The organism is Rhizobium jaguaris (assembly GCF_003627755.1).
Taxonomy (GTDB): Bacteria; Pseudomonadota; Alphaproteobacteria; order Rhizobiales; family Rhizobiaceae; genus Rhizobium; species Rhizobium jaguaris.
Window position 1 is genome coordinate 2020267 of sequence record NZ_CP032695.1, and the last position, 22099, is coordinate 2042365.

Annotated in this window: 16 protein-coding genes; 3 read left to right on the forward strand and 13 right to left on the reverse strand. The window is 59.9% G+C overall.

All coding sequences use genetic code 11. The annotated features are described in order from the left end of the window. Window positions 1–3: 3 nt before the first annotated feature. Genes CCGE525_RS31595 through CCGE525_RS31615 form a run of 5 tightly spaced genes read right to left on the reverse strand, consistent with a single transcriptional unit; the run spans window position 4 to window position 5405 of the window. Window positions 4–1467 (reverse strand): hydrogenase 4 subunit F, encoded by a 1464-nt coding sequence (locus CCGE525_RS31595; RefSeq protein WP_120708135.1) that lies wholly within the window; start codon window positions 1465–1467, stop codon window positions 4–6. Continuing rightward, window positions 1464–2129 (reverse strand): hydrogenase-4 component E, encoded by a 666-nt coding sequence (locus tag CCGE525_RS31600; protein ID WP_120708136.1) that lies wholly within the window; start codon window positions 2127–2129, stop codon window positions 1464–1466. The genes CCGE525_RS31595 and CCGE525_RS31600 overlap by 4 nt, the downstream gene beginning before the upstream one ends. Beyond that, window positions 2129–3085: a respiratory chain complex I subunit 1 family protein gene (locus CCGE525_RS31605; RefSeq protein WP_120708137.1), complete on the reverse strand. Its 957-nt coding sequence runs from the start codon at window positions 3083–3085 to the stop codon at window positions 2129–2131. Before CCGE525_RS31605 ends, CCGE525_RS31600 begins: the two co-directional genes overlap by 1 nt. Next, a complete protein-coding gene (gene hyfB / locus CCGE525_RS31610) occupies window positions 3076–5097 on the reverse strand; it encodes a hydrogenase 4 subunit B (RefSeq protein WP_120708138.1) in 2022 nt (673 codons plus the stop codon). Before hyfB ends, CCGE525_RS31605 begins: the two co-directional genes overlap by 10 nt. Further along, complete coding sequence (locus tag CCGE525_RS31615; protein ID WP_120708139.1) at window positions 5094–5405, reverse strand: helix-turn-helix domain-containing protein; 312 nt, start codon at window positions 5403–5405, stop codon at window positions 5094–5096. The genes hyfB and CCGE525_RS31615 overlap by 4 nt, the downstream gene beginning before the upstream one ends. Before the next feature lie 375 nt (window positions 5406–5780). Between CCGE525_RS31615 and CCGE525_RS31620 the strand changes: the two genes are divergently transcribed. Continuing rightward, window positions 5781–6518 carry a YoaK family protein gene (locus tag CCGE525_RS31620; RefSeq protein WP_120708140.1) on the forward strand — a complete coding sequence of 246 codons (738 nt, stop codon included), beginning with the start codon at window positions 5781–5783 and terminating at the stop codon, window positions 6516–6518. A 240-nt stretch (window positions 6519–6758) separates the two neighbouring features. Continuing rightward, the gene (locus tag CCGE525_RS31625) at window positions 6759–7529 is read left to right on the forward strand and encodes a gamma-glutamyl-gamma-aminobutyrate hydrolase family protein (protein WP_120708141.1); all 771 of its coding nucleotides are present in this window, start codon (window positions 6759–6761) and stop codon (window positions 7527–7529) included. 9 nt (window positions 7530–7538) lie between these two features. On the opposite strand, the gene CCGE525_RS31630 is transcribed toward CCGE525_RS31625, so the two are convergent. Continuing rightward, window positions 7539–8573 (reverse strand): aldo/keto reductase, encoded by a 1035-nt coding sequence (locus CCGE525_RS31630; protein ID WP_120708142.1) that lies wholly within the window; start codon window positions 8571–8573, stop codon window positions 7539–7541. Window positions 8574–8667: 94 nt separating this feature from the next. Here CCGE525_RS31630 and CCGE525_RS31635 point away from each other — a divergent pair, with 94 nt between their 5' ends. Beyond that, a complete protein-coding gene (locus tag CCGE525_RS31635) occupies window positions 8668–9570 on the forward strand; it encodes a LysR family transcriptional regulator (protein ID WP_120708143.1) in 903 nt (300 codons plus the stop codon). Between the two features lie 26 nt (window positions 9571–9596). Here the strand turns inward: CCGE525_RS31635 and CCGE525_RS31640 are convergent, their stop codons facing one another. The 7 genes from CCGE525_RS31640 to CCGE525_RS31670 all read right to left on the reverse strand — a co-directional run bounded on the left by CCGE525_RS31640 (window position 9597) and on the right by CCGE525_RS31670 (window position 22060). Beyond that, a complete protein-coding gene (locus tag CCGE525_RS31640) occupies window positions 9597–10022 on the reverse strand; it encodes a Pepco domain-containing protein (RefSeq protein ID WP_205587494.1) in 426 nt (141 codons plus the stop codon). A gap of 61 nt (window positions 10023–10083) precedes the next feature. Beyond that, window positions 10084–12099: an SUMF1/EgtB/PvdO family nonheme iron enzyme gene (locus CCGE525_RS31645; protein ID WP_120708737.1), complete on the reverse strand. Its 2016-nt coding sequence runs from the start codon at window positions 12097–12099 to the stop codon at window positions 10084–10086. Window positions 12100–12271: 172 nt separating this feature from the next. Further along, window positions 12272–12766: a hypothetical protein gene (locus tag CCGE525_RS31650; protein ID WP_162950362.1), complete on the reverse strand. Its 495-nt coding sequence runs from the start codon at window positions 12764–12766 to the stop codon at window positions 12272–12274. Window positions 12767–12894: 128 nt separating this feature from the next. Continuing rightward, window positions 12895–14310 (reverse strand): hypothetical protein, encoded by a 1416-nt coding sequence (locus CCGE525_RS31655; RefSeq protein WP_245472219.1) that lies wholly within the window; start codon window positions 14308–14310, stop codon window positions 12895–12897. Next, a complete protein-coding gene (locus CCGE525_RS31660) occupies window positions 14307–17153 on the reverse strand; it encodes a peroxidase family protein (RefSeq protein WP_120708145.1) in 2847 nt (948 codons plus the stop codon). Before CCGE525_RS31660 ends, CCGE525_RS31655 begins: the two co-directional genes overlap by 4 nt. A gap of 169 nt (window positions 17154–17322) precedes the next feature. After that, window positions 17323–19041 (reverse strand): thiamine pyrophosphate-binding protein, encoded by a 1719-nt coding sequence (locus tag CCGE525_RS31665; protein ID WP_120708146.1) that lies wholly within the window; start codon window positions 19039–19041, stop codon window positions 17323–17325. A 457-nt stretch (window positions 19042–19498) separates the two neighbouring features. Then, complete coding sequence (locus tag CCGE525_RS31670; RefSeq protein ID WP_245472220.1) at window positions 19499–22060, reverse strand: patatin-like phospholipase family protein; 2562 nt, start codon at window positions 22058–22060, stop codon at window positions 19499–19501. Window positions 22061–22099: the final 39 nt, after the last annotated feature.

Consider the following 22099-nt stretch of genomic DNA (forward strand, 5'->3'; position numbering starts at 1 on the left):
GCATCATCGAAGAAGGTTGGCGATATGCTGGAACCAGGCCACCAGCTGTGACGGCAGATAGACGCCAGCGATGAGCACCAGCGCAAGATGAGCATACATCGGCACATAGGATGCCTCGGCGGGCGCAGTATTGCCGCGTGGCTGCCCGAATACGGCCCCCGTCAGCCGCAACAACAAAGCACCGAACGCGACCAGCAATCCGAAGACGAGCGGAATGGCAAGCAGCGGCTGCTTGGCAAAAGCTGAGCTGACGATCAGGAACTCGCTCATGAATATTCCCGCCGGAGGCAGGCCGGCGATAGCGATGACGCCGGTCAGCAGGCCCCAGCCGAGCCCCGGATGCGTTTCCGTCAAGCCGCGGATGGCGGAGAGCCTTTGTGTTCCCTTGACCTGAGCAATATGGCCGACCGCGAAGAAGATCGCTGATTTGGTCAGCGAATGCATGACCATATGCAATAGTCCGGCGAAATTGGCGAGCGGTCCGCCGAGGCCGAAGGCAAAGACGATAATGCCCATATGCTCGATTGAAGAATAGGCGAACAGGCGTTTGATATCGCGGCGGCGGTAGAGCATGAAGGCCGCGAAAATCAGCGAGGCAAGCCCCATCGTCATCATCAGCGGTCCGGGCGCAAGAGCTTCGGGATTGGCCGACAGCAGCATCTTGAACCGCAAGACCGCATAGAGCGCGACATTCAGGAGCAAGCCGGACAGAACCGCCGAAATCGGCGTCGGCCCCTCGGCATGGGCGTCCGGCAGCCAGGCATGCAGTGGCGCGAGACCGACCTTGGTGCCATAGCCAAGCAGCAGAAAGACGAAGGCGACGTTGAGAAGCGCTGGATCGAAAACCGAGGCGTGATCGATCAGGATAGTCCAGACCATGGCATCATAGCCCTCGCCGACAACCGGCTGCGCCGCGAGGTAGATGAGAATGGTGCCGAAGAGCGCAAACGCGATGCCGACGCTGCCCAGAATGAAATATTTCCAGGCAGCCTCCAGTGCTTCATGGGTGCGGTAGATGCCGACCATCAATACGGTGGTGAGCGTCGCAAGCTCGACGGCAACCCACATCAGACCGATATTGTTCGACACAAATGCGAGATTCATACCGAACATCATGATCTGATACATGGCGTGGTAGAAACGAAGGTTCGCAGGCGTCAGCCGGCCGGTTTCCAATTCATGCGCGATGTAGGTGGCGCTGAATATGCTGGTGGTAAAGCCCACGAAACTGTTGAGGACGATGAAGACGATATTGAGATCGTCGACAAGCAAATATTGTCCCGGTGTCGGCCGCGCGGTGACGAACAGGGAGAGAGCGGCGAGCAAGGTCAGCAGGCTTGCGAATACGTTCAGCCGCGCCGTCATCCGATAGCCGGGCAAAAGCGCCAGGAGTACGGCCGCAGCGACCGGTATCACGAGGACGGCGGTCACCGCATCGAAGGCCAAGACGGAGGAGAACGCGTTCATGTCCGCCGTCTCCCCTTGAAATCATCAAGCGCCCGGACGTCGACCGTATCGAAGCGTTCGCGGATGCGAAACAGAAAGACGCCGATGACAATGAAGGCGATCAGGATCGAGAAGGCGACGCTGATCTCGACGACCAGTGGCATGCCCTTGGCGCCGGTTGCCGCAAGCACCAGCCCGTTCTCAAGCGACATGAAGCCCACGACTTGGCTGACGGCGTTGCGGCGCGTCACCATGATGAGCAACCCCAGCAGCAAGACCGACAAGGCGAAAGCGAGGTCCTCCCGCGCCAAAGGATCGGCCCCCGGCGTTACCCGAAGCATCACCACCGTCGCCAAAGCGACAAGGCCGATGCCGGCGAGCATCGTGGGGCCGATGCCGACGACGGTCTCGATCTCGCGGTGGATGCCGAGCTGGCGGATCATGCGATGGAGCACCACGGGGATGACCATGGCCTTGAAGACGAGGGCGATTGCCGCCGTGACATAGAGATGCGGGGCATCGTGGACGAAAGCCTGCCAGGCTACCGACAGGGTCAATATCAAGGAGTGCAACGCGAAGACGTTGAGCAGTGCGTAGAGACGATCCTGATAGAGCATCATCATGCTGACCAGGACCAGGCCGCCGGCGAGCATATGGGCGATGTCGAAGACCGGTCCGTTCATCACAGGCTCCTCGAAACGAATCGCAGCAGGGTCGCGAGCAGACCAAGCATGAGCGCCGCGCCCAGGAATTCGGGTACTCGGAAGACCCGCATCTTGGCGGTCGCGGTCTCGAACAGCGCAAGCAGAGCGCCGCCGATCGCAAGCTTGGCGAGATAAGCAAATATGCCCACCAGATAGGCAACAAGACCCTCTCCCTCCACGGCAAGTTTCCACGGAACGAACATGCAGGCGATCAGGGACATGTAGAGCAGGAGCTTCAGGGATGCGGCCAGTTCGATCATCGCTAGGTGCCGTCCGGAATATTCGAGCACCATGGCTTCATGCACCATGGTCAACTCCAAATGAGTTGCTGGATTGTCGACCGGGATACGGGCGTTTTCGGCGATCGCGACCATCACGAGGGCGATCAAGGCGATTGCCAGCGAGACGCGCAGCCCCACTTGCGGGGAGGTCATGAAAGTGGCGATGGTCGAAAGCTGGGTCGAACCCGCTATGAGGGCCAGCGTGAAGATGATCAGCAGCATGGACGGCTCGGCCAGCGTCGCGATCATCGCTTCGCGGCTCGATCCGATACCGCCGAAACTGGTACCGACGTCCATGCCGGCAAGCGCCAGAAAGAAACGCGCGCTGCCAAGCAATGCAATGATAGCGATCAGATCCGCTGTCCAGCTGAAAATCAGGCCGGTTGCGAAAGTCGGGGTGATAGCGGCTGCGACCCAGGTCACGGCGAAGATCAGATAGGGCGTTACCCTGAACAACCATGACGCGTTCTCGGCCAGCACCACTTCCTTGCGCAGGAGCCGCAGGATGTCGCGGTAGGGCTGGATCATGGACGGCCCCCGCCGACGCAGCAATCGCGCCTTGATCAGACGGATGAAACCGGTCAGCAGCGGCGCAAGCAGCACGACGAGCGCCATCTGAAAAGCCTGGATGAAAAGAGCGGAGATCACGACCATAGCGCCAGCACCAACAGCAGGAAAACGAGCGCGAGGAAAACCAGGCTTAGATAGCGCCGGATCGTCAGGAATTGCAGATGGTTGAGCTTTTCGGCAGCGAAACCGACGGCGCCGACGATCGGCAGGTAGAGCCGCTCCCAAATGAGATCATGTGTCTCGACGACAAAATGTGCCGGTCGGAGATCACCGGGCGCCGGCATGTCGACCTCCTCACGGGCGCGGAAAGCCAGCGTTCCGAAAACACGCCGTACGGGCTGGGCGAAGCTGCCCGCGGTATATTGTGTTGCCGGGCTGCTCTGTGGAAAGCCGCAATCCCACGCGGGTGCCCGGCGCAGCCCCCGCGAGGCAAAGCGGTGGATGAGATAGGCGGTCAGCGACGCCGAGAAGAGGGTGAACAGGAATACCAGAAGACCGTTATAGGAACTGCGGCTTTCTACAATCGGCACGATCGACAGCCACGGAATATCCGTCTGTACGGGCATCCGGTCTCCGATCAACGACAATGTTACGGGCGCAAGCCCATCGATGACGATCCCGGGCAGGATGCCCGCGAAAAGACACAGCGCGGCTAGCACAGACATGGCCGCGAGCGAGAAGCGATCGACCTCCGCCGCCTGTTCGGCCACAGTCGTACGAGGACGGCCGAGGAAGGTGACGCCGAATGCCTTGACGAAACAGGCAGCGGCAAGGGCAGCCGATAAAGCCAGCATGCCGCCCACTGCAGGCACGAGAATCTTCAAGCCCCATTGCGGCACCGTGGGGCTTTGCAGGATGGCTTGGAACGCCAGCCACTCGGAAACGAAGCCGTTGAATGGCGGCAGGGCCGAGATCGCGACGCAGCCGACGAGGAAAAAGACACTGGTGACCGGCATGCGATGGATCAGGCCGCCGAGCTTGTCCATGTTCCGCTCACCCGTCGCCGTTAGCACCGCGCCAGCGCCGAAGAAGAGCAGGCTCTTGAAAAAGGAATGGTTGAGGACATGGAAGAGCGCGGCCGTCAGCGCCAATGCCGCCGCCAGCCCCATATTGTTCGCCTTGAAGGCGAGCGCCAGCCCGAGGCTGACGAAGATCACTCCGATATTTTCGATGGTGCTGTAGGCGAGCAACCGTTTCAGATCGCTCTCCATCAGCGCCTGCAGGATGCCGAGGACAGCGGTTGCGCTGCCGATGATCAGCACGACGATACCCGACCACCAGCTCGGCATGCCGAGCAGGTCGAAGGCCACCCGGATGAAGCCATAGACCGCGACCTTGGTCATGACGCCGCTCATCAGCGCGGAAACATGGCTTGGGGCGGCCGGATGCGCCAGCGGCAACCAGACATGCAACGGCACGAGACCAGCCTTGGAACCGGCGCCGAGCAGCAGCAGGATGAGTGCGAGACCGGCCACGAATGGCGGAGGGGCGGATACCCGCATGGCTGTGAAGCTATAATCGCCGGCAGATCCTGCAAGCAGGCCGAAGGCGAGCAACAGGGCCAGCGTGCCGAAGCTTGCCATGACGATGTAGACGTAGCCCGCCCTTCGATTGTCGGCATCGCGATGGTGGGCCATCACCAACGCCCAGGAAGCGAGCGACATGAACTCCCAGGAAATGAGGAAGGTGAAGGCATCGTCCGCCAGGATCACCAGGTTCATACCGGCAAGGAAGGCGGGAAAGAACGGCAGCACGCGATGCGGCGCGTGTTCATGACGGCCGTATCCAAGGCCATAGAGAGCCGAAAGGACACCGCCGAGATTGACGACCATCAGGAAAAAGGCCGCAAGCGCATCGAGCCGGAAATGGCTTCCGAGCCACGGCAGACCGAAGGGAAGAACCAGCCCGGACGCTTCGGCGGAAGGAAGTCCCGCGACGAGATATGCAAGCGCGATTACAAAGGCGATGGCAGAGAAAACCAGGCTCGCGCCGTAGACAACCTGCATTGATCGCGTCGAACGGATCAGCGGCACCGCCAGAACCCCCGTCCCAAGCAATGCCGCCACGCATAACAACAAGACGGAAACCGGCGTCACGATTGCCCCCTCGCTGCGGGCGGCGCAGATGATTCGACCGCACCGCTCCCGGAGGGCTTCAATTTCGACTTGAGCCTGACCCCTCGCCCGCCGTCCACACTTGTCGCGCCTTCGTTGATCACCTCCACGCCGGCAACATCAAGTGCAGCCAGGAGACGCATCAAAGAGTCGACATTGCCGCGCACCACATCGGCGCTCGCCTCCATTCGCTGGATTGTCGGAACAGAAATTCCCGCCAATTCGGCCAGCTGGCGCTGGTCGATACCGAGAAGGGCCCGGGCGGCCCGCATCTGAGCGGCAGTAATCACGATTCAACCATCGCTTATCTTGCACAGACACTGATAATTAACGTCTATGATGTGCCTATTGATGTCTAAAATCAAGATTCTGATGTATCAGCATCTTCCTGAGGCGAATCGTCACTTGTTAAGATGCGATGCCAGGGAGTAAGTTTGAAATTATTTGATCCACCAAGGAGTCATTCGTGGCCGACGAGAGCGCCACAGGAGTTAGCCGTTATCGCTCAGGATGACGAACCGGCCCGCTCAAGCGCCTGCAAACGAAAGCTCCTCCGATATCGAACCAATGAAATTTTCCCGCAAGGCAACAGATAAAAGCACCTAAATCCAAAGTCCCTCCCCTCTCGGCAATCCCCACGCCGCCACGCCAGTAGCTCACACCACATGCTCGTAAGACAGGGTTCTCACCGTAACGAAAAGATCGATCGTGGTCTTGCCGCTTCGCTTGCCGCGATCGCCGGCGCGCTAAACGCTTCGGCCTTCTATTCCGTCGGCTTTTTCTCCGCCAACATGACCGGCAATGTATCCACGCTGTCCGATCATCTCGCCATCGGCCAAGGGCTCTCCGCTCTGTTCTACGGCGGGATCGTGGTGGCATTCGTGCTTGGCGCGGCAGTGTCGACACTGATCGTCAACGAGGGACGTCGCCGCAACGTCCACGCCATTTACGCCTACAGCATTCTGACCGAAGCGGCTTTGCTTGCCCTTCTCGGTTGCGCAGATCTCTGGCTGCTGGCCAGCTGGCGCGTGCCGGTTCTCGTTCCGGGCCTTGCTTTCCTGATGGGCGTGCAGAATGCTGTTGTCACTCGCATCTCGGACGCTCGTGTGCGTACCACGCATGTGTCGGGGATGGCCACCGATCTCGGCATCGAGCTCGCGATCGCCTTCGACATTTTATGCGGACGCGAGCCCAAAACCGAGGCTCGGCACAATCTGACCAAGCTCCGGCTGCATCTCTACACGATTGCTGCCTTCTTGATCGGCGGCATTCTGGGCGTCGTCATCTACCGGGCCGTCGGCGGATACCTTCTCATTATGGCCGCGGTATTGCTGATGATGATCGCGCTGGACGCAATTCGGCGCGCGAAAAGGACGCTGTCCGCTCTGGGTACCGCCTCGTAGAACATGAGCCGGTGATTCCGCTAGCGGCGCCCCTTCAATGCTTTATAGCGAAGTCCTGATTTCCCCCTCGCTCATCGCCCGCTCTGTTCAGATTTCGAAATTGTGTATTTCGCTTTGAGGCCGCGATAGTTCTTGCGCCTTCGTCGCACAAACGGCGATAGTGTTGGCTAACCTCTCGGATAAACCTGACGATTGAGGCGCACGCTGCTGGCATTTGCGACTTGAAGGTGAAACCAGAAAATGACGAGACCCGTGATCGGCGTAATTGGGAACACCCGCCTTGTGGAGAGCCAATATTCCGCCCAGCTCGTCGGAGAAAACAATCTCCGCGCCATAGCCGAGGTTGCCGGCGCATTACCGCTGATGTTTGCCGGCAATCCGAAACTCACCAACATTCCGGATTTGCTGGCGATCGTCGACGGCGTGCTCCTGACGGGTGCAAGGGCCAATGTACATCCGAGTCGATTCAACACCGCGCCGGACCCCAAACATGAACCCTATGACCAGGAGCGCGACGCCTTGGCATTGCCATTGATCGAGGCTTGCGTTGCGCTTGGCCTGCCTGTCTTCGGAATATGCCGCGGTTTTCAGGAAATGAACGTCGCGGCCGGCGGGTCGCTGCATCCCGAAATTCGGGAATTGCCGGGACGCATGAACCATCGGATGCCCCGCCTGGAGAATGGCGAAATCCACCCCGATCCCGAGGTGGTTTTTGCCGATCGCCACGATGTCCGGCTTGTCCCGGACGGAACGTTCGCGCGCATTTTTGGCCGGGACGTGATCCGGGTAAACTCCCTTCACGGGCAAGGCATTCTGGAGCTCGGCGAGAGGGTCGTCGCGGAGGGTGTTGCTGAGGATGGTACGATCGAGGCGATCCGGTTCCGGGACGCCCCGGGTTTTGCGCTCGGCGTGCAATGGCATGCGGAATACGATCCCCAAAGCAATCCCGTGAACCGTGCCTTGTTCCAGACCTTCGGCGACGCGGTAAGAAGGCATCGGGAAAGCCGGTAAGCAAAAGCTTCAAACAAGCGGCGGGTTCAATTTCGCAAACCCTTCCTGGCGCCTATAGGGAAAATAAGGATAGGGCGCCGTCACCGAACTTGCCTGATCCAGCATGTCGATCTGCTCCTTCGTCAGCGACCAGCCGACCGCACCGAGATTTTGTCGCAACTGCTCCTCGTTGCGCGCGCCGATGATGACGCTTGAAACGGTCGGCCGGTTGATGAGCCAGTTGATCGCGATCTGCGGCACCGTCTTGCCTGTTTCTACCGCGATGCCATCGAGCGCCTCGACAATGTCGAAGAGCCCTTGGTCGTCGACCGGTGGCCCGTAAGCCGCGGTGTCGTGCAGGCGGCTTTTCTCGGGGAGCGGTTGGCCGCGGCGGATCTTGCCCGTCAGCCGACCCCATGCAAGTGGGCTCCAGACGAGCGCGCCGACATTCTGGTCAGCGGCGAGCGGCATAAGCTCCCATTCGTAGTCGCGGCCCGCAAGCGAGTAATAGACCTGATGCGCCACGTAGCGCGGATAGGCATGCTTTTCTGAGGCAGCCAGCGATTTCATGAGTTCCCAACCTGCGAAATTGGAGGCGCCGATATAGCGAAGCTTTCCCGCCGCCACGAGACGATCGAGTGCGGAGAGCGTCTCCTCGACCGGCGTCGAGGCATCGAAGGCGTGCAGTTGCAGCAGATCGATATAGTCCGTGCCGAGGCGGCGGAGAGCGTCGTCAACCGATCTGATAAGCCGTGAGCGCGACGTTCCCCAATCGCCCGGTCCATCGCCCGTAGGAAGCGCGGTCTTGGTCGAGATCAGCACGGCGTCACGCCGGCCCCGTATCGCCTGGCCGAGCACCTCTTCCGATGCACCGGCAGAGTAGACATCAGCGGTATCGAAAAGATTGACGCCGGCCTCGAGGCAGATATCGACGAGACGCCGCGCCTCCATCGCATCCGTTGTTCCCCAGGCACTGAACAGCGGACCGCTGCCGCCAAAGGTACCGGCTCCAAAGCTCAACACCGGCACCCTCAGGCCGGATGCGCCGAGATTTCTGTATTCCATTGCTCTGTCTCCTGTCGCTTTCAAGAGAGATAGACGTTGCATTTGACGTGATATAGATTGCTTAGGAGAAACTCATTTGTGATTTCAATTCATCATGAGCCGTCAGGACATTAATCGCTCCGGCGAAATGGAGGTCTTCGTGCGCGCCGTCGAACTCGGCGGCTTCACCGCCGCGGCGGCAGCCTGCCGCATGACGCCATCGGCCGTCAGCAAACTGGTCACCCGCCTTGAAGCGCGCCTCGGTGCGCGCCTTGTCAACCGTTCGACAAGGCGCCTGCAGTTGACCCCGGAGGGATGCGCTTTCTATGAGCGCAGCGTTACGATCCTCGCCGATATTGCCGAAGCCGAGCGCTACGCCTCGGCCGGCGAGCAGACCGCCGGACGCATCCGCATCAATACCAGCGGCTCCTTCGGCAATCATGTGCTGGCGCCACTCATCCCCTCTTTCACGGCGCTGCATCCCGCCGTCTCGCTCGATATCGTTCACACCGACAGGGTCGTGGATTTGATGGAGGAGCGAGCCGATGTTGCAATCCGCACCGGTCCGCTCAAGAATTCCAGCTTGACCATCCGCAAACTCGGCGTCGCACGTAAGGTCATCGTAGCCTCGCCGGATTATCTCCGACGCCACGGCGCGCCGAAATCGGTCGCCGAGCTCGAAAAACATAGCCGCATCGGCTTTTCCTATTCGCGTGCCATCGAAGGCTGGCCCATGCGGAGCGGCGGCGAAACAGTCACAATTCCCGTTACGCCGGGCCTGCAGGTCAGCGATGGCGAAGCCATGCGCCACCTTGCTCTTGTGGGTGCCGGCATGGCGCGGCTTACGGCCTTCGCAGTCAAAGCGGATATCGATGCGGGCCGTCTGGTGCCCGTTCTCGAAGAACTCAACCTAGGCGATGTGGAGGAGTTTTATGCCGTCTACATCGGTCTGGGCGGCCCCCTGCCGGCGCGTGTCCGGGCACTTCTGGAGTTCCTGCGCAACAAAGTCAGACTGTGACGAGATTGGCCGCGCCTACATTCCTTTTATGACCGCCGAGCTCCATCTGGAATTCCACTTGCGTCAGCGAAACTTTGCGTCGCAACAGGAGGCTCTCGCCTCTTGAAGACCAGTTTGATTGCGCCGTTGCCGCCCAGTTTGCCGCCGCTACCAAAGACGCGAACCTCGCCTTCCGAGCTGATCTCGACCGAGAGCTCGACTTCGTCAAGTGCCAACGCCAGCCTGCTAAGCGGCTGGTCGAAGACATGCTGCACGACCTCGAGCAGGTTGGTCATCTGCTCCTTCAGCGCATCCGCGCCGATGCTGACGGCCTTGAACGGCGAGCCCAGGATGGAGCCGAAACCGCCTCCGATATCGTCGCTACCCCGCGCACCCTGGTCGCCGATGATCGGCCCGGTCGCAAAACCAGCCGAGGACGCCGCGTCGGTAATGATCGTGATTTCCCTATTCATGTCATGTGCTCCTATCGTGTCCTGTCAACGGATGTGCATCGGAAAATTCTCTGCATGCCGCTCAAATCACGCAGACCACCCTGAAACCGACCCGCCCCTCCCATCCCGTCAGGGTTTCCTTCATCCAGTCTCGATAGGCCGAGCGACAAATCGCCGGGTTGTGCGAGAAGGACCCGCCGCGAAGCACGCGGATGTCGGATTTAGGATCGACAAATGGGCTGCCGTCGCGCGGTATCGATCCGAGATCGGCGCTCCAATTGTCGAGGCAATGCTCCCAGACATTCCCGTGCATTTCGAAGAGGCCAAAGCGGTTCGGTGGATAGGATCGGACAGGCTTCGTCGACCCGTAAAACGTCCCCTGCGGCCCCTTGGCATAGGCCCCATCGGGATAAGCGACGTCGGCATAATCGGGGCGGGAGACGTTTTCACCGAAGCTCATGCCGCAAACCGCGCCGCCCGTGCCGCAATAATTGGCAAGCACCGGCGTCAAGGTCGGTCCGAAATGGAAAGCCGTCGTCGTATCCGCCCTGCAGGCACGTTCCCATTCTGCTTCGCTTGGCAGTCGAATGGAGCGTTCGGTCAGATCGGAGAGCCTGGCACAGAATTCGTCGGCCTGCTGCCAGGTGACGGTTTCCACAGGGCGGTCGTCGCCAGGAAAAGAGGACGGCGCGGCCGACAGCGAAATGCCGATCTGGCCGGGATGGGCAGCAAGCACGGCACGCCATATTCGCTGCGTGATCGTCGTGCGGCTGACGGCGATACGGCCGACGGTAACGTCAATCTGTTGCTCGAATTTGCCGACACGCAGCAGTTCGTCATTTGGCGAACCCATTTTGTAAGTGCCAGCCGGCAGCATGCTGAATTCGATGGCGTTGTCGGCATCGATAGGCTGGCTAAAGGTTTCGACACTCTCCCAACGCGTATCAAGCAGCTCGCCCTTGTCGTCGACGGTCGTCACCGGTACCGTCTCTGCACGTATGGGCGAAGGACGCAGCATCCCCCTGTTGCGAACCACCCATGCTCCTGTGCTGATCGCTGCAAGAAGACCCGTGGCACCGGCACTGTAGAGAAGCGTCCGCCGCGGGATCTTTGGAGAACTGACGGCATGTCCCCGGCTTGCGGCCTCCAGAGACGATCCAGCAACACCGGGATTGTCCAGGTTGTCGGACTCGCGTTTTAAGGTAACGCGCCTGATACCTTCCCTCGTCTGAGCGTCCGCCGGCGCGACAGCGTTGATGCGCCACCACAATTGCTCGGCTTCGGCAAAATTTCCGTTCGCTTCGGCCTCCAGCGCTTCGAGCTTCAGCGGCTCCAGATCCTCGGGCAAGGCAAGAGCAGGGAGCAAGATGAAGTGGCGCTTGGCGAGCGGCTCGACAAAGGTCGAGGGCGTCTGGCGGGGCTTTCCATATTTGCGGCATAGGTCCGGGACGGCGAATTTCAGATAATTGTCCAGCCGCTCGACCGTCGCGCAGTTCTGCTGGCCTTCCATTCTGAGGCCTTCGAGCAGTCCATAGGTGAAGGCGCCATGACGAAGCTCGGTGATCTCATAGGAGAACTCCGAAGGGCTGCAGGAGCAGATGGTGACGGCGCCCTGCTGTCTGTCGAGACCGAGACCTTCACCGTCGCGCGCACCTTCGTTGCGACAGGCATCGAGAAGCAGAACGACATTGTCCGCGCCGCTGCGTTTTAGTCGCTCGGCAATATGATGCACCGAAACTCCCGTTTCCTCGACATTGCCGGGATCGGCATCGATCGGCAGCAGGTAGTCCTGATCCCGATCGCGCCGCCCGTGGCCGGCAAAGAAGAACCAGAGATTGTCGCTCGGCCGAAGAAAACGCTGTTCGAAGCGCACCCTCAGAAAACGCATCAGATTGCCGAAGGTCGGACGTGACTGCAGCGGGCTTCCGAAATCCGAAGGCAAGGGCGGCGCGTCCTCCGCGAGAAAATAGACCCGGCTGAAATGCGCGGTCGTACTGAAAAAATCGCTCATCGCTTGAGCATCTTGTTGAGCGTACTCGAGCGGCCTCAAATTGTCGTAGCGATTTATCCCTATGCAGATCGCCCAATTCTCACTCATGCCCGGATTGCCCGCCCCATAGACAATGTCGACCAATGCAAACAGCGGTTTCGCATCCTATCCATCGGGAAAGCCATCTCGCACATTGCAGCCACCGAAATCCTTCGTCTCGCCGCCCCTGCCCCCATTGTCGAAGCTGACTCACTTCATGCTGTCGCCACTGCCTGAACGGCTACTTGCCCATATTGCCACTCCCGCCCGGGCTGCCCGTGCTCGAGCCGCTACCCATGTTGCCGCTCGAGCCGCCGGTGCTCGAGCCACTGCCCATATTGCCGCTACCACTCGATCCGGAACTGCCTGACCCGCCGCCGTTACCACCGCTACGATTTCCACGGCTCCGCTGTGTTTCCCCCATCGGGCTATCTTGCGTCGGCGACGAAGCCCAAGGCCATATGAACCGTTTACGGACATATTGACTGTCGATCATGACGGAACCCGTTGTCCGATCGCGGGCCACATCGCCATAGTTCTCTACTTTGCCTTCATTGATCGCCGCAGGAAGTGCGGGCCGCTGAGTGGCGGAATTGCCGCCGACAGAATTCGGGGGCCTGATCGGATCCATAAAGACGACACGCTCGGAATTGAATTCGTAGGCACCTGCGCCACCTGCCCCCAAACCGGAGCCGACTATCGCGGCCATTGCCAATATCACGCATGAGTCGTTCATCGCGACCTCCCCAAACTGCGTGATAAAATTATAATATACAAAACCTTCCCTTGCACGACGAAACACAAATCACGCCCAGAGGTACCCGCATGATTTGGCGGCGTCCGAGAAACGCGCCCGCGCCCTTGTCAATGCCAGTCCTGATGATGGGTACGGTGAACGTCCGTAAGTCCGTTTCTGAAGAACCGGTCATAGTAATCGATCTCAACATGATGCGCCTGCAACCAGACGCCCGGCACGTGGATCGCATCGCAATGGGCGGGGAAGCGGCCATGCGTTTCGTAGATATAGGTGCAGATATCGCGCGCGCAGCCGATGACATCGTCGTTGTAGACGGCAGCCTCCGCCAGATAGCGCTTGCCGTAGTCATCCTTATAAATCTCGGCGAAGAGCGCCTGGTCATTAAAGAGGCCGTTCTTGCCGAACTTCTCCTCGACGACGGCAGTAACGGCGTCAGCCATGCTGTTGTAATATGGCGGCGACATGCCCTTGATCAGGTGCTCGCCCTTGAAGCGGAGTCCGATCGGGTTGCTGCGTAGATTCGAATAACGCGGCAGCGGTACCTGCCAGCGCAAAATGTCCATCAGGCGCCAGCGCGGCGTGACGACGTCGAAGCCCAGCATCGGGCCATACGTCTTCACGAATTTCGGGTCGCCGACGAGAACCGGCGGGCTGATGGAGCCATGGATCCACGCACCGAGCCCCATGGCGTCGGCGGTCAGGAATATATTCTGCAACAGCAGGTCGGCCTCGATCTGCGTGCGCAGCGAACCAATGACGCCGAGCGGGATCTTGATATCCTTGTTCAGAAAGCCCTTGTCTACCCAGCGCTTCACACCCGCGAGCCGATAGAAATTGCGGTCATCCACGATTGCCGGCCTGGCGCCGTCCGGCTGGGTCAACAGGTACATCATGCCGTTGATATATTGCCGCGAGAGATCGACGACCGGCAGGAAGATCGTCGTGCCCGGCAGGTTCGACAGGAAGCGATTGGAATCGAGATAGGCCGGAAAGGCGCGTTTGCCGTCCGGAACATCAAGACGGTGATCGAGAATACGCACCTTCGCCTCTGCCGCCCGGGCAATCAGCCTTTCCGCCGTCAGCGCTTTTTCGCCGTCCGGTGGTGGCGACAATTTGCGGATGAAATAGGTGCCGCTGTCGTTGATCATGAAGAAATGCGTGCCCTGGGCGTTGTCGGGGCTGCCAGCGGCGCGGCCCTCCATGACAAGGTTCGGCTTGGCCATGATCGGTTGATGCGTGGCCGGATCCTCGAAAGGCCGGTCGGGCATGGTGAGCCCCGTCGAACCGGTGATGGCGATTAGTATCGCCTCCTCGAGTTCCGAAAGAGGTTCGCGCGGCTGCTCCGACTGGTAGCTCATCGTGCCGGCCAGCACCGAGCTCCCCTGGCTGACACGATGGGTACGCCGTCGCCAGATCGTCTCGATCAGTGGCCTGCGGAAAAGCGCGTCGAGGCCGCGATTCCCTGTCGAGGTTCCAGTCGCACCTGCTGGCGAAAGATCATCTGTTCCAGGAAGATCGGTCATGATGCCCTCCTTTCCAGATCCTGCTTTTCGCCGCCGAAAAGGACGGGTCGCCAGGGCGCAAAGGCGCTGGCGTTGCGCGGCAGCATCGACGCCAGATCCGGGCAATGGCGCAGGATCAGGCTCGTCATGCCGTTATTGGCAATCCAGTCCATCCCGAAGGGCGAATAGACTTCCGGACGGAAATCCACCGTCAGGAACCGGTCGCTCTGCAGCCGGCGTGACGCCATGAGGATGAAGATACGGAAAGCGGTGTCGCTGAAACCGAAGCCTTCCGGCGGCGGTTCGGCAAAGAGGCCAACCACGGTGTCGACGCGGTCGATATCGCCATAAATCTCCTTGAGCAGCCGCACGTCCTCGGGATTGGTCGACAACTCCTCCCAATGCTTGATGCGCGGCCGATGCAGGCCGGCCCTGAAATCATTGTAGCGCGGCACGCCACGGCGCCGCGTACGCACGAGGTCGACGACGGAAAGATCGATGATCTCCTTGTCACGCGTGAACGCCTGAAGTGCGCGGGGGAAGTTGTGCAGCGTGATGGCGCCAGGATGGGCCGTGCCGAAGGAATAGAGCGTGTTGCGAAGACCATATTGCCGCATGATCTCGTCGGCGCCCGGGCCTTGTATATCCATGAAGCTCTTTTCGGCGATCTTCGCTCCGGTCTTGTGGTTGTAGAAACAGTAATCGTCCGGCAGCAGCGGGTGCATGCGGTAGACGGTGACGAAATCCTCGGTCAGCGAATAGGGCGTGCCGTGATGGTCCGGCATCGTCTTCGGAATGCCGGTGGATGCATGCGCATCTACCAGCCAGAGGCCTGCCTTCGTCAGCCAGTCATTGGCCGGTGGGCCGTTCCAGTTGCTGGAAAGGCCAACCTCGATCGCCTTGGTCGCAAGGATTGCCGGCGTCCATTCGACCGTATGGATCTTGGCGATCAGCGCCGTGACGATCAGCCTGGCGGTCTGGTAGACACGTTCGTCGTCCCAATTGCCGTACTGACGTCGAAGCTCGTCACAGAGCAGGTTGTGTTCACGCGCAAACAGCGTGTGCATGGCGCTCAAGCCGAGCCACCAGCTTTCATTGAAGCCGGTCACCTCGAAGCCGTGGACATCGACCGGCAGGTGCCCGTCGACCAGGCGTATCTTCGGGCCCTCACGCAGGTCCTTTGCCTTCTTGCTATCGGGACCGTAAACCTCCGATCCGTCCCACCAATGCGAGGCCGCATTGCCGAAATAGATGGGCGGCTTCCCGTCATAGCCGCTCATTTCCATGTTTCCGGCAATGCGCATCACGTCTTCCGGCTTGCCGCCGACCTCGCTGGTCCATTTCATCCCGGCGGGAAGACCAACGACGACGTCCTTTTCCCCCAGCGGATGGCGGGCGTGGTTGACCCAATCATGGACCTGAAACTGGATCCAGGCGGCCGCGAGGATGTTGAGCGAACGCGCCGGAATGAACGCGTCGCGATGCAGCAATTGCTGCGCGACTACCACGGGATTGGGCGTGTCGAAGAGTTCGGGCGCAAAAACCGGGGGGAGGTTGCGGCCGAAAGTCGAGCCGACCGCACCCATCTTCGGCGCCGATAGATCGTTGAACGTGCCGTCATAGGTCCGCATCTGCCGCTCGCCTTCGGCAATCCCCGGCGGCGGCGTCGGGCGGGCAACTGGCGGCGCCTCGACAGGGTCGGTCCCGATCAGATTCTTTTCGCGCAAGACGTAGCGGAAGGCATCGAGATTGAGCAGGCTCAGCCGCAGCGGCAATCTGTGCCAGGCGATGAACCGGTTGATGACTAGGAAGGCGGCGCGCGCGATGCCTCCCGCTATCCGATTGCGAAGCGGCACCGGGGTCGTCCAGCGGAAACTATGGCGATAGGCGGCACTGGCGTCATAGACCACCTTGCGCGCCCGGTTGAGATTGCCAAGCGGCCTGAAGTCGTCCGTCGTGTTCCAGGGGTTGAAAGCCAGTTCGTCGACCAGGCGGGCATTGGCGATAGTTTCGGCATCGCCGGTCTTCGGTTTGCTGACCTTCAGGTCCGCCACCTTGATCGGAGGTGAAGCGGTCTCCGTCCATTCGATGGACGTATCCTCGATCGGCGTCGACTTCCGATCGACGAAAAGCTGGAGGCAGAGTTCGTAATTGATGTCCCCGACCTCCAGCCGCCGGGCGAGCTCGGTGGAGAGATAGCCGGGGTCGGCATCGGACGGATCGGGGGCATGCGGTGCGTTCGGTGCGGGACGGAAGAGATAGCGCACTGCCAGCCTGTCACCCCAGCAGATCGCGCCGCGGCTCCAGAACGTCTCGAGCGCCAGGCTGCGGATTTTCCGGTTGCGGCCGGTCGTGACGTTGCGGATCATCCGCAGGGTTTCGGAGGGTCCGAAGGTGAAGGCGAGGCCGATCACGCCGAAGAGCCGGCTTAAGCCTCCCCCCGCCGTCGCCTTGGCGAAGGCAACGAACTGCCTGGCATCGCGTGCATGGGAAACCGGAAAATTTGTCGCCAGGAGATCGTGTGTCTCCTGATTCGAGATGTTGATCCGCACCGCCAAGCCACGCAGATCGGGCTTATAGTCCGGCTGGCCGTAACCGCTGGCGTTCGATAGACGCAGGATCGCGGAATAGCTCTTACCCGGCTCGGCAAAGCCAACCCTCAGATTTTCCGGCAAGTCATTGACGAACGTCAGCTCGGCATCGATAGCCGCAAAGACCGCCTTGCTGTGAAACGCGCGCTGAATATCGGCCGCTTTGGCAAAAGCGCGCGTCTTGTATTGGACACGCATCATATCCTGAGCGAGGCGCTCGAACATCAAGCGCTCGGCCTCCACGCCCCCTTGATAGGATTCACTCCACTCCATTCTCGTTCACCCTCCTTGAACGCATCGGACAATGGCTTCGGGCACATTGTATCGATGGGAATGCATGGGACTAAAAAGAGGCGGACGATCCCCCGTTTCCCGGCGCCGTCCGCGATGCGACGGGGAAACGCCTTCCCATTTCGACGCATGGCGTCGACGAACAAAGTGGCTATTGCGTGCCTCGACCCGGGAGAATGCCATCCTCGACCATTTCCGCGATCCCAGAGAGAAGCCCTTTCGGCGAAGGACTGTAATGCGGCAGTGCAAGTCGCGTGATATGGGCGTCGATGATCGCCGGCTTGCCCAGCGCGAGCGCCTCTTCAAAGGCGCTTTCGAATTCCTCGATCGTCTCGACCCTATATCCCTGGGCACCACAGGCCCTGGCATAGGCGACGTAGTCCGGATTGCCGAATTCGACCAGACCCGATTCCGCATAAGCTTCGAGCTGATAGAGCTTGATGAGCTTGAATTCGCCGTCGTTGAAAATGATCCAGATAACAGGGATGTCATACTGCACGGCGGTCAGGAGCTCGAAACCCGACAGCAGGTAGCATCCATCGCCGCAGCCGACGATAACGGGGCGGTCGAGATTGGCGCATTTGGCACCAAGCGCGCCGTTCACATGTCCAGCCATCGGCCCGAACCCACCGGGCTTGCGGAAGAATTGGCCCGGCGAAAGCTCCAGATAATAGCCGAGCCATGCAAGGTGAGCGCCCGCATCCGCAAGCATAATGGCATTCTGCGGCAGGCGCTTGGAGACGGCTTGGGCTAGCTGTCCGGGATGGATTTTATCGGTGAGGTGGACGATCCGCTCCGCGTCATATTCGCGCCCCACGGCAGGTCTCGACGGCACGGCGGCGGCCTTCGGCCACATTTCCTTGTTGAGCGCAGCGACCGCGCGCTTCGCATCGCCGATGACCGCGGCATCGGCCTTGTAGACCTTGTCGATCTCGCCGATATCGATGTTGATATGGACGAGTGCTTTGCCGGTCAGGAGGTCATCGCGAAAATTGAAGGTGGCGTGCTGCGCGAAGGAATTCCCCACCGCGAGGATCACATCGGCATCAAGGAAAGCCTTCCATGCGGCGCTGTGGCCGCTGTCGCAGAACACACCGACGGAGAGAGGGTGACGCTCCGAGATGATGCCTTTTCCATCGAGCGTCGTCGCGAAGGGAATCTGATAGCGTTCCAGAAGTTCCGTCAATTCCGGCCCGGCGCCGCTGCGAACGGCACCGAAGCCGACCAGCGCCAATATCTTCTTGTCCTTGGCAACAGCATCCGCCAGAAGCCCGGCAACCTCGCTCACCCGCTTGGGATCCGGTATCACCGGACGCCGCTGGAGATTGATATCGCGGTAGTTGTCGACGGAAACGCCGTGATGCGTCAGGTTTTCCGGGACATGGATGTGAACCGGGCCGGGGCGGCCATCGAAGGCCAGATTAACAGCCTCTTCGACGACGTCGCAGGTCTTGGCAGCATCGGTCAGCAGAAATGACTTCTTCGTGGTTGCCGCAAACATCGCCTGCGAATCCGGAGTGCGACTGACGCCGGAGGTTTCGTTCAGCGCGCCCTTTCCCTTCCAGTCGAGGGAGGCATAGCCGGAAACGGCCAGCACCGGATAGGAATCCGACATGGCAACGGCCAGGCCGGAGAACAAATTGAAGGCGCCTGGCCCCGCGGTCGCAAAGCAAAACCCCAAATGATCCGAATGCATGGCATAGCCGCACGCCATAAATGAAGCCGCCTGTTCGTGGCGGGTAATGACGGCCTTGATTGACGAATGTTTGAGGGCAAGCATCAGACCGGCCGCATTCTCGCCCGCTCCGCCAAAAGCGGCGCCGACCCCTACCCCCTCAAGTGCCTTTACGATCGCCTCGTAGACTCTCATCGAGAACGCCCCCCAAAACGCACATATGAACCGGTGCGCCTATTTCCTAACTGCACTGTCAATGCGGAAAGACATTGCCTGCGTTTCAAGCATTCGCGAATATTAGGAAATATCTATAAGAGCCAAATCTGCCTGCTCAGACCCGTCGCGTTTCGCGCGAAAAATCCAAACAATCGAAGCTGAAATATGCTGTCGAATCAAACTGCGACTAGGCGGGATGATGGCGCCATCCCTGATCGTTCAGGCTATCTTTGCGCATTTTGAAATAAACTTCAACCTCAGATTACCACAAGGAAACAGTACCATACCGGTGCTCCGGTTTTTCTCGGCCGCAACTATGCTTAACGCAGATTTCTAAAGCAATTTATGATCGTATGTCCATTCCGTCAGGCCGCGGCCGCTGGCGGGTCGACTCAAGTTCAGGAACGACTTCGGGAGGCATGCGCATGGCATGATTCTAAAGCCGTGCGCTGAAGGCATCGCGCATCTGGCGCGGGACATTGAGCAAGGCGAGTGCGGCAACGAGATCGTCGCTCCAGCCGGCTGGTAAAGCCGATGGCTGTGCGAGCTCATCAGTCCCACTGAGAAAATGCTGGACGGCATGGAAGCCGAGCGCGCGATAGACCTCGAACTGTTCCTCGCTGAAAAATTGATCGAGTGTCGTCTCGTGCGGAAACGTCGGATTCCGCCGCTTGTAATCCAAGATGTAGTCGTTCTCGTCGCCGGTCAGCGATGACTTGACGTAGAGCAGTATGCCCTTCTCGTCCTCGCCATATTCTATGATCCCCACGGCTGCGTGAGGTCCTCTGGATCTCGTCGGCGCACCCGTGTTCGATGCTATCTCGTTGGCCACTTCCAATGTTCTCTTCTGGATGTCCTGCCAGGGGAGATCGATACGGATACCGAGATCGATACGCGCCATGACCTGGAGTTTCACGAAGGATTCAAACGTCATGCTCGGATCGGCTTCCGCATCGATTGCCAGGATGACCTTGCAGCGGCGGCGCAGCAATTCGTATATGCCGAGATTTTCTATGTGGCCGCCGTCGGTCAGATAGACATTCAGCTTCTTCTCGTCCAAACGGCCCGCGGATTCATTGGCAAAATACCAGGTACCGAAATTCGACCACCATCGGTTCCACCAGTGGTGCAATGCGGCGAGCCTCGCTGGATTGGCGAGCCAATAGCCGAGGCGGACGTTCAGCAAGGAAAGGCTGAAGGTCAATATTCTGACGGTATGATTTCCCATGTTCGCAGACGCTGCCGCACCGGATGTGGCCATGGCCGTCGCAAGGCTCAGCGATGGGACGGCATCCTCCATCTCCCTGACCGGCACATAGCGCGTCGCCTGGCTGCCGATATACAAGGGGCTGAAGATGAAATTGTCGGCGTTGCGGCCGCGCTTGTTGAGGGCCTTCGACGCGATCAGATTGATGGTCGTATTGACGAGAAGATAGGGCGAATAGGCCGCTCCCCGGTTCCAATGGCCTCTCTCCGCATCGAACTGTTTCAGCGACGAGAATTTCCACCGGTCGACATCAATCGACGGCTTGTGGCTTCCAAGACGCACACGCTCAAACAGGAAGGCCCGGCTGAGACGGTCCCTGTAGAGCTGGTTGAGCGAATTGGAGTTGGGACCGATGAAGAGGCAGACGAAGGCAAGCAGCAAGGCCACCCACAGATAGAGCGAGCCGATGACGCCGAGCCTCCCGATGGCCGGAACATGGTCCGCGACAAGGACAGACACGGCGGAAAGCCATGATGGCGCGACGGGCGCAGGCGGTGGAGCGGAGGCCAGGTCGGCAACGGGCGTAATCGCCCAGAAACTGAGATAGAGATAGGAGACCCATAGCAGCAGCGGCACCACGAAGGCCGCAAGATAGAGTGCGGTGCGGCTCGCGTATTTCTGCAGCGCTGCCGTCCAGGTCGCCTCTCCGAGCGTCGCTCTTGCGATGTTCGCGAGCTTTTGTGCCGCACTTATCAACGCGAGCGCTGTAGGGAGGAGAACGCTGGCAAGCCCAGGAACGACGTGCGCGATGGCCAGAAGGAGGCTGTTCAGGCTGCTGTTTTCGAGACCAGCGATTTTAACCGTAGCGGTCGTTGTCCCCTCGAACATGTCGTTGAGGATGAGTGGCTGAAGTTCGATGAGAAAGGCGCCGGCGATGACAGCCACGAGCGCACCGAGCATCCATGCAAGCCGTTCGCGCGTCACCAGCCGGCTGGTCTGAAATGTCACGGAGGTTGCGATCGCACTCACGAACATCAAGAATAGGACGACGATAGTAACATTGATCGTCAATGTGAAGGCTTCCAGCCCCTTGATGGTGATCAAGGGGAGCGTGCTGGCGCTGAGCGGAAAGCCGATGATGTCCGGCTCTCCCAGATCAGTGGAACGAGGATTGCAGGCGACGGTGAACACGGCAAGCAGAAGCAGGACTGGCAGGACGATCAGCGCGTTCACGAGCAATCCGCGCATCAAAAGCGCAAAGCTCGTCAGATAGTCGATCGTTCCGTTCGGGACGAGGAAGTTCGAATAGTTTCGCAGATGCTGGATTTCCGGCGTCTCCTGGGAATCGAGCTTGCTGGTGAAAGGAAACGTATAGGGCTCCTGCATCATGCCCGAGACGATGGATGTGCCAATGTAGCCACCGCCGGACACGGTAGAGAGATAATCGAAGGCGTCGAAGACATGTGGCTCGCCGTCACGCGTCAGCGAATCCAGCGCCTGCGAGGCACCCAGGCAAAAGGCGGCAGAACGGATGCCGCCGCCGGAAAACGCAAGCCCCGTCAGGTTGCTGCCGGTCTCCATTTGCACCGTGCCATGTCTGCCTGCCCCGGTTTGGTCATGCGATAGTTTCGCCAGATGACGGGGGACGTGGAACCTCGTGCTCGCCGTGCCTTGCGTCGTGGAGTGGCGCCGGGCGCGGTCCGCTTCGACTCGGCCACTCTCTAATGACTGGCGCCGGAAATTGACGACATCCAGTTCCCGCCTGAAGATTGCTTCGAAATCCAGGGTCATGCGCCCCATCCAATCGCCGAGAACGGTTGTTGTCCGAAG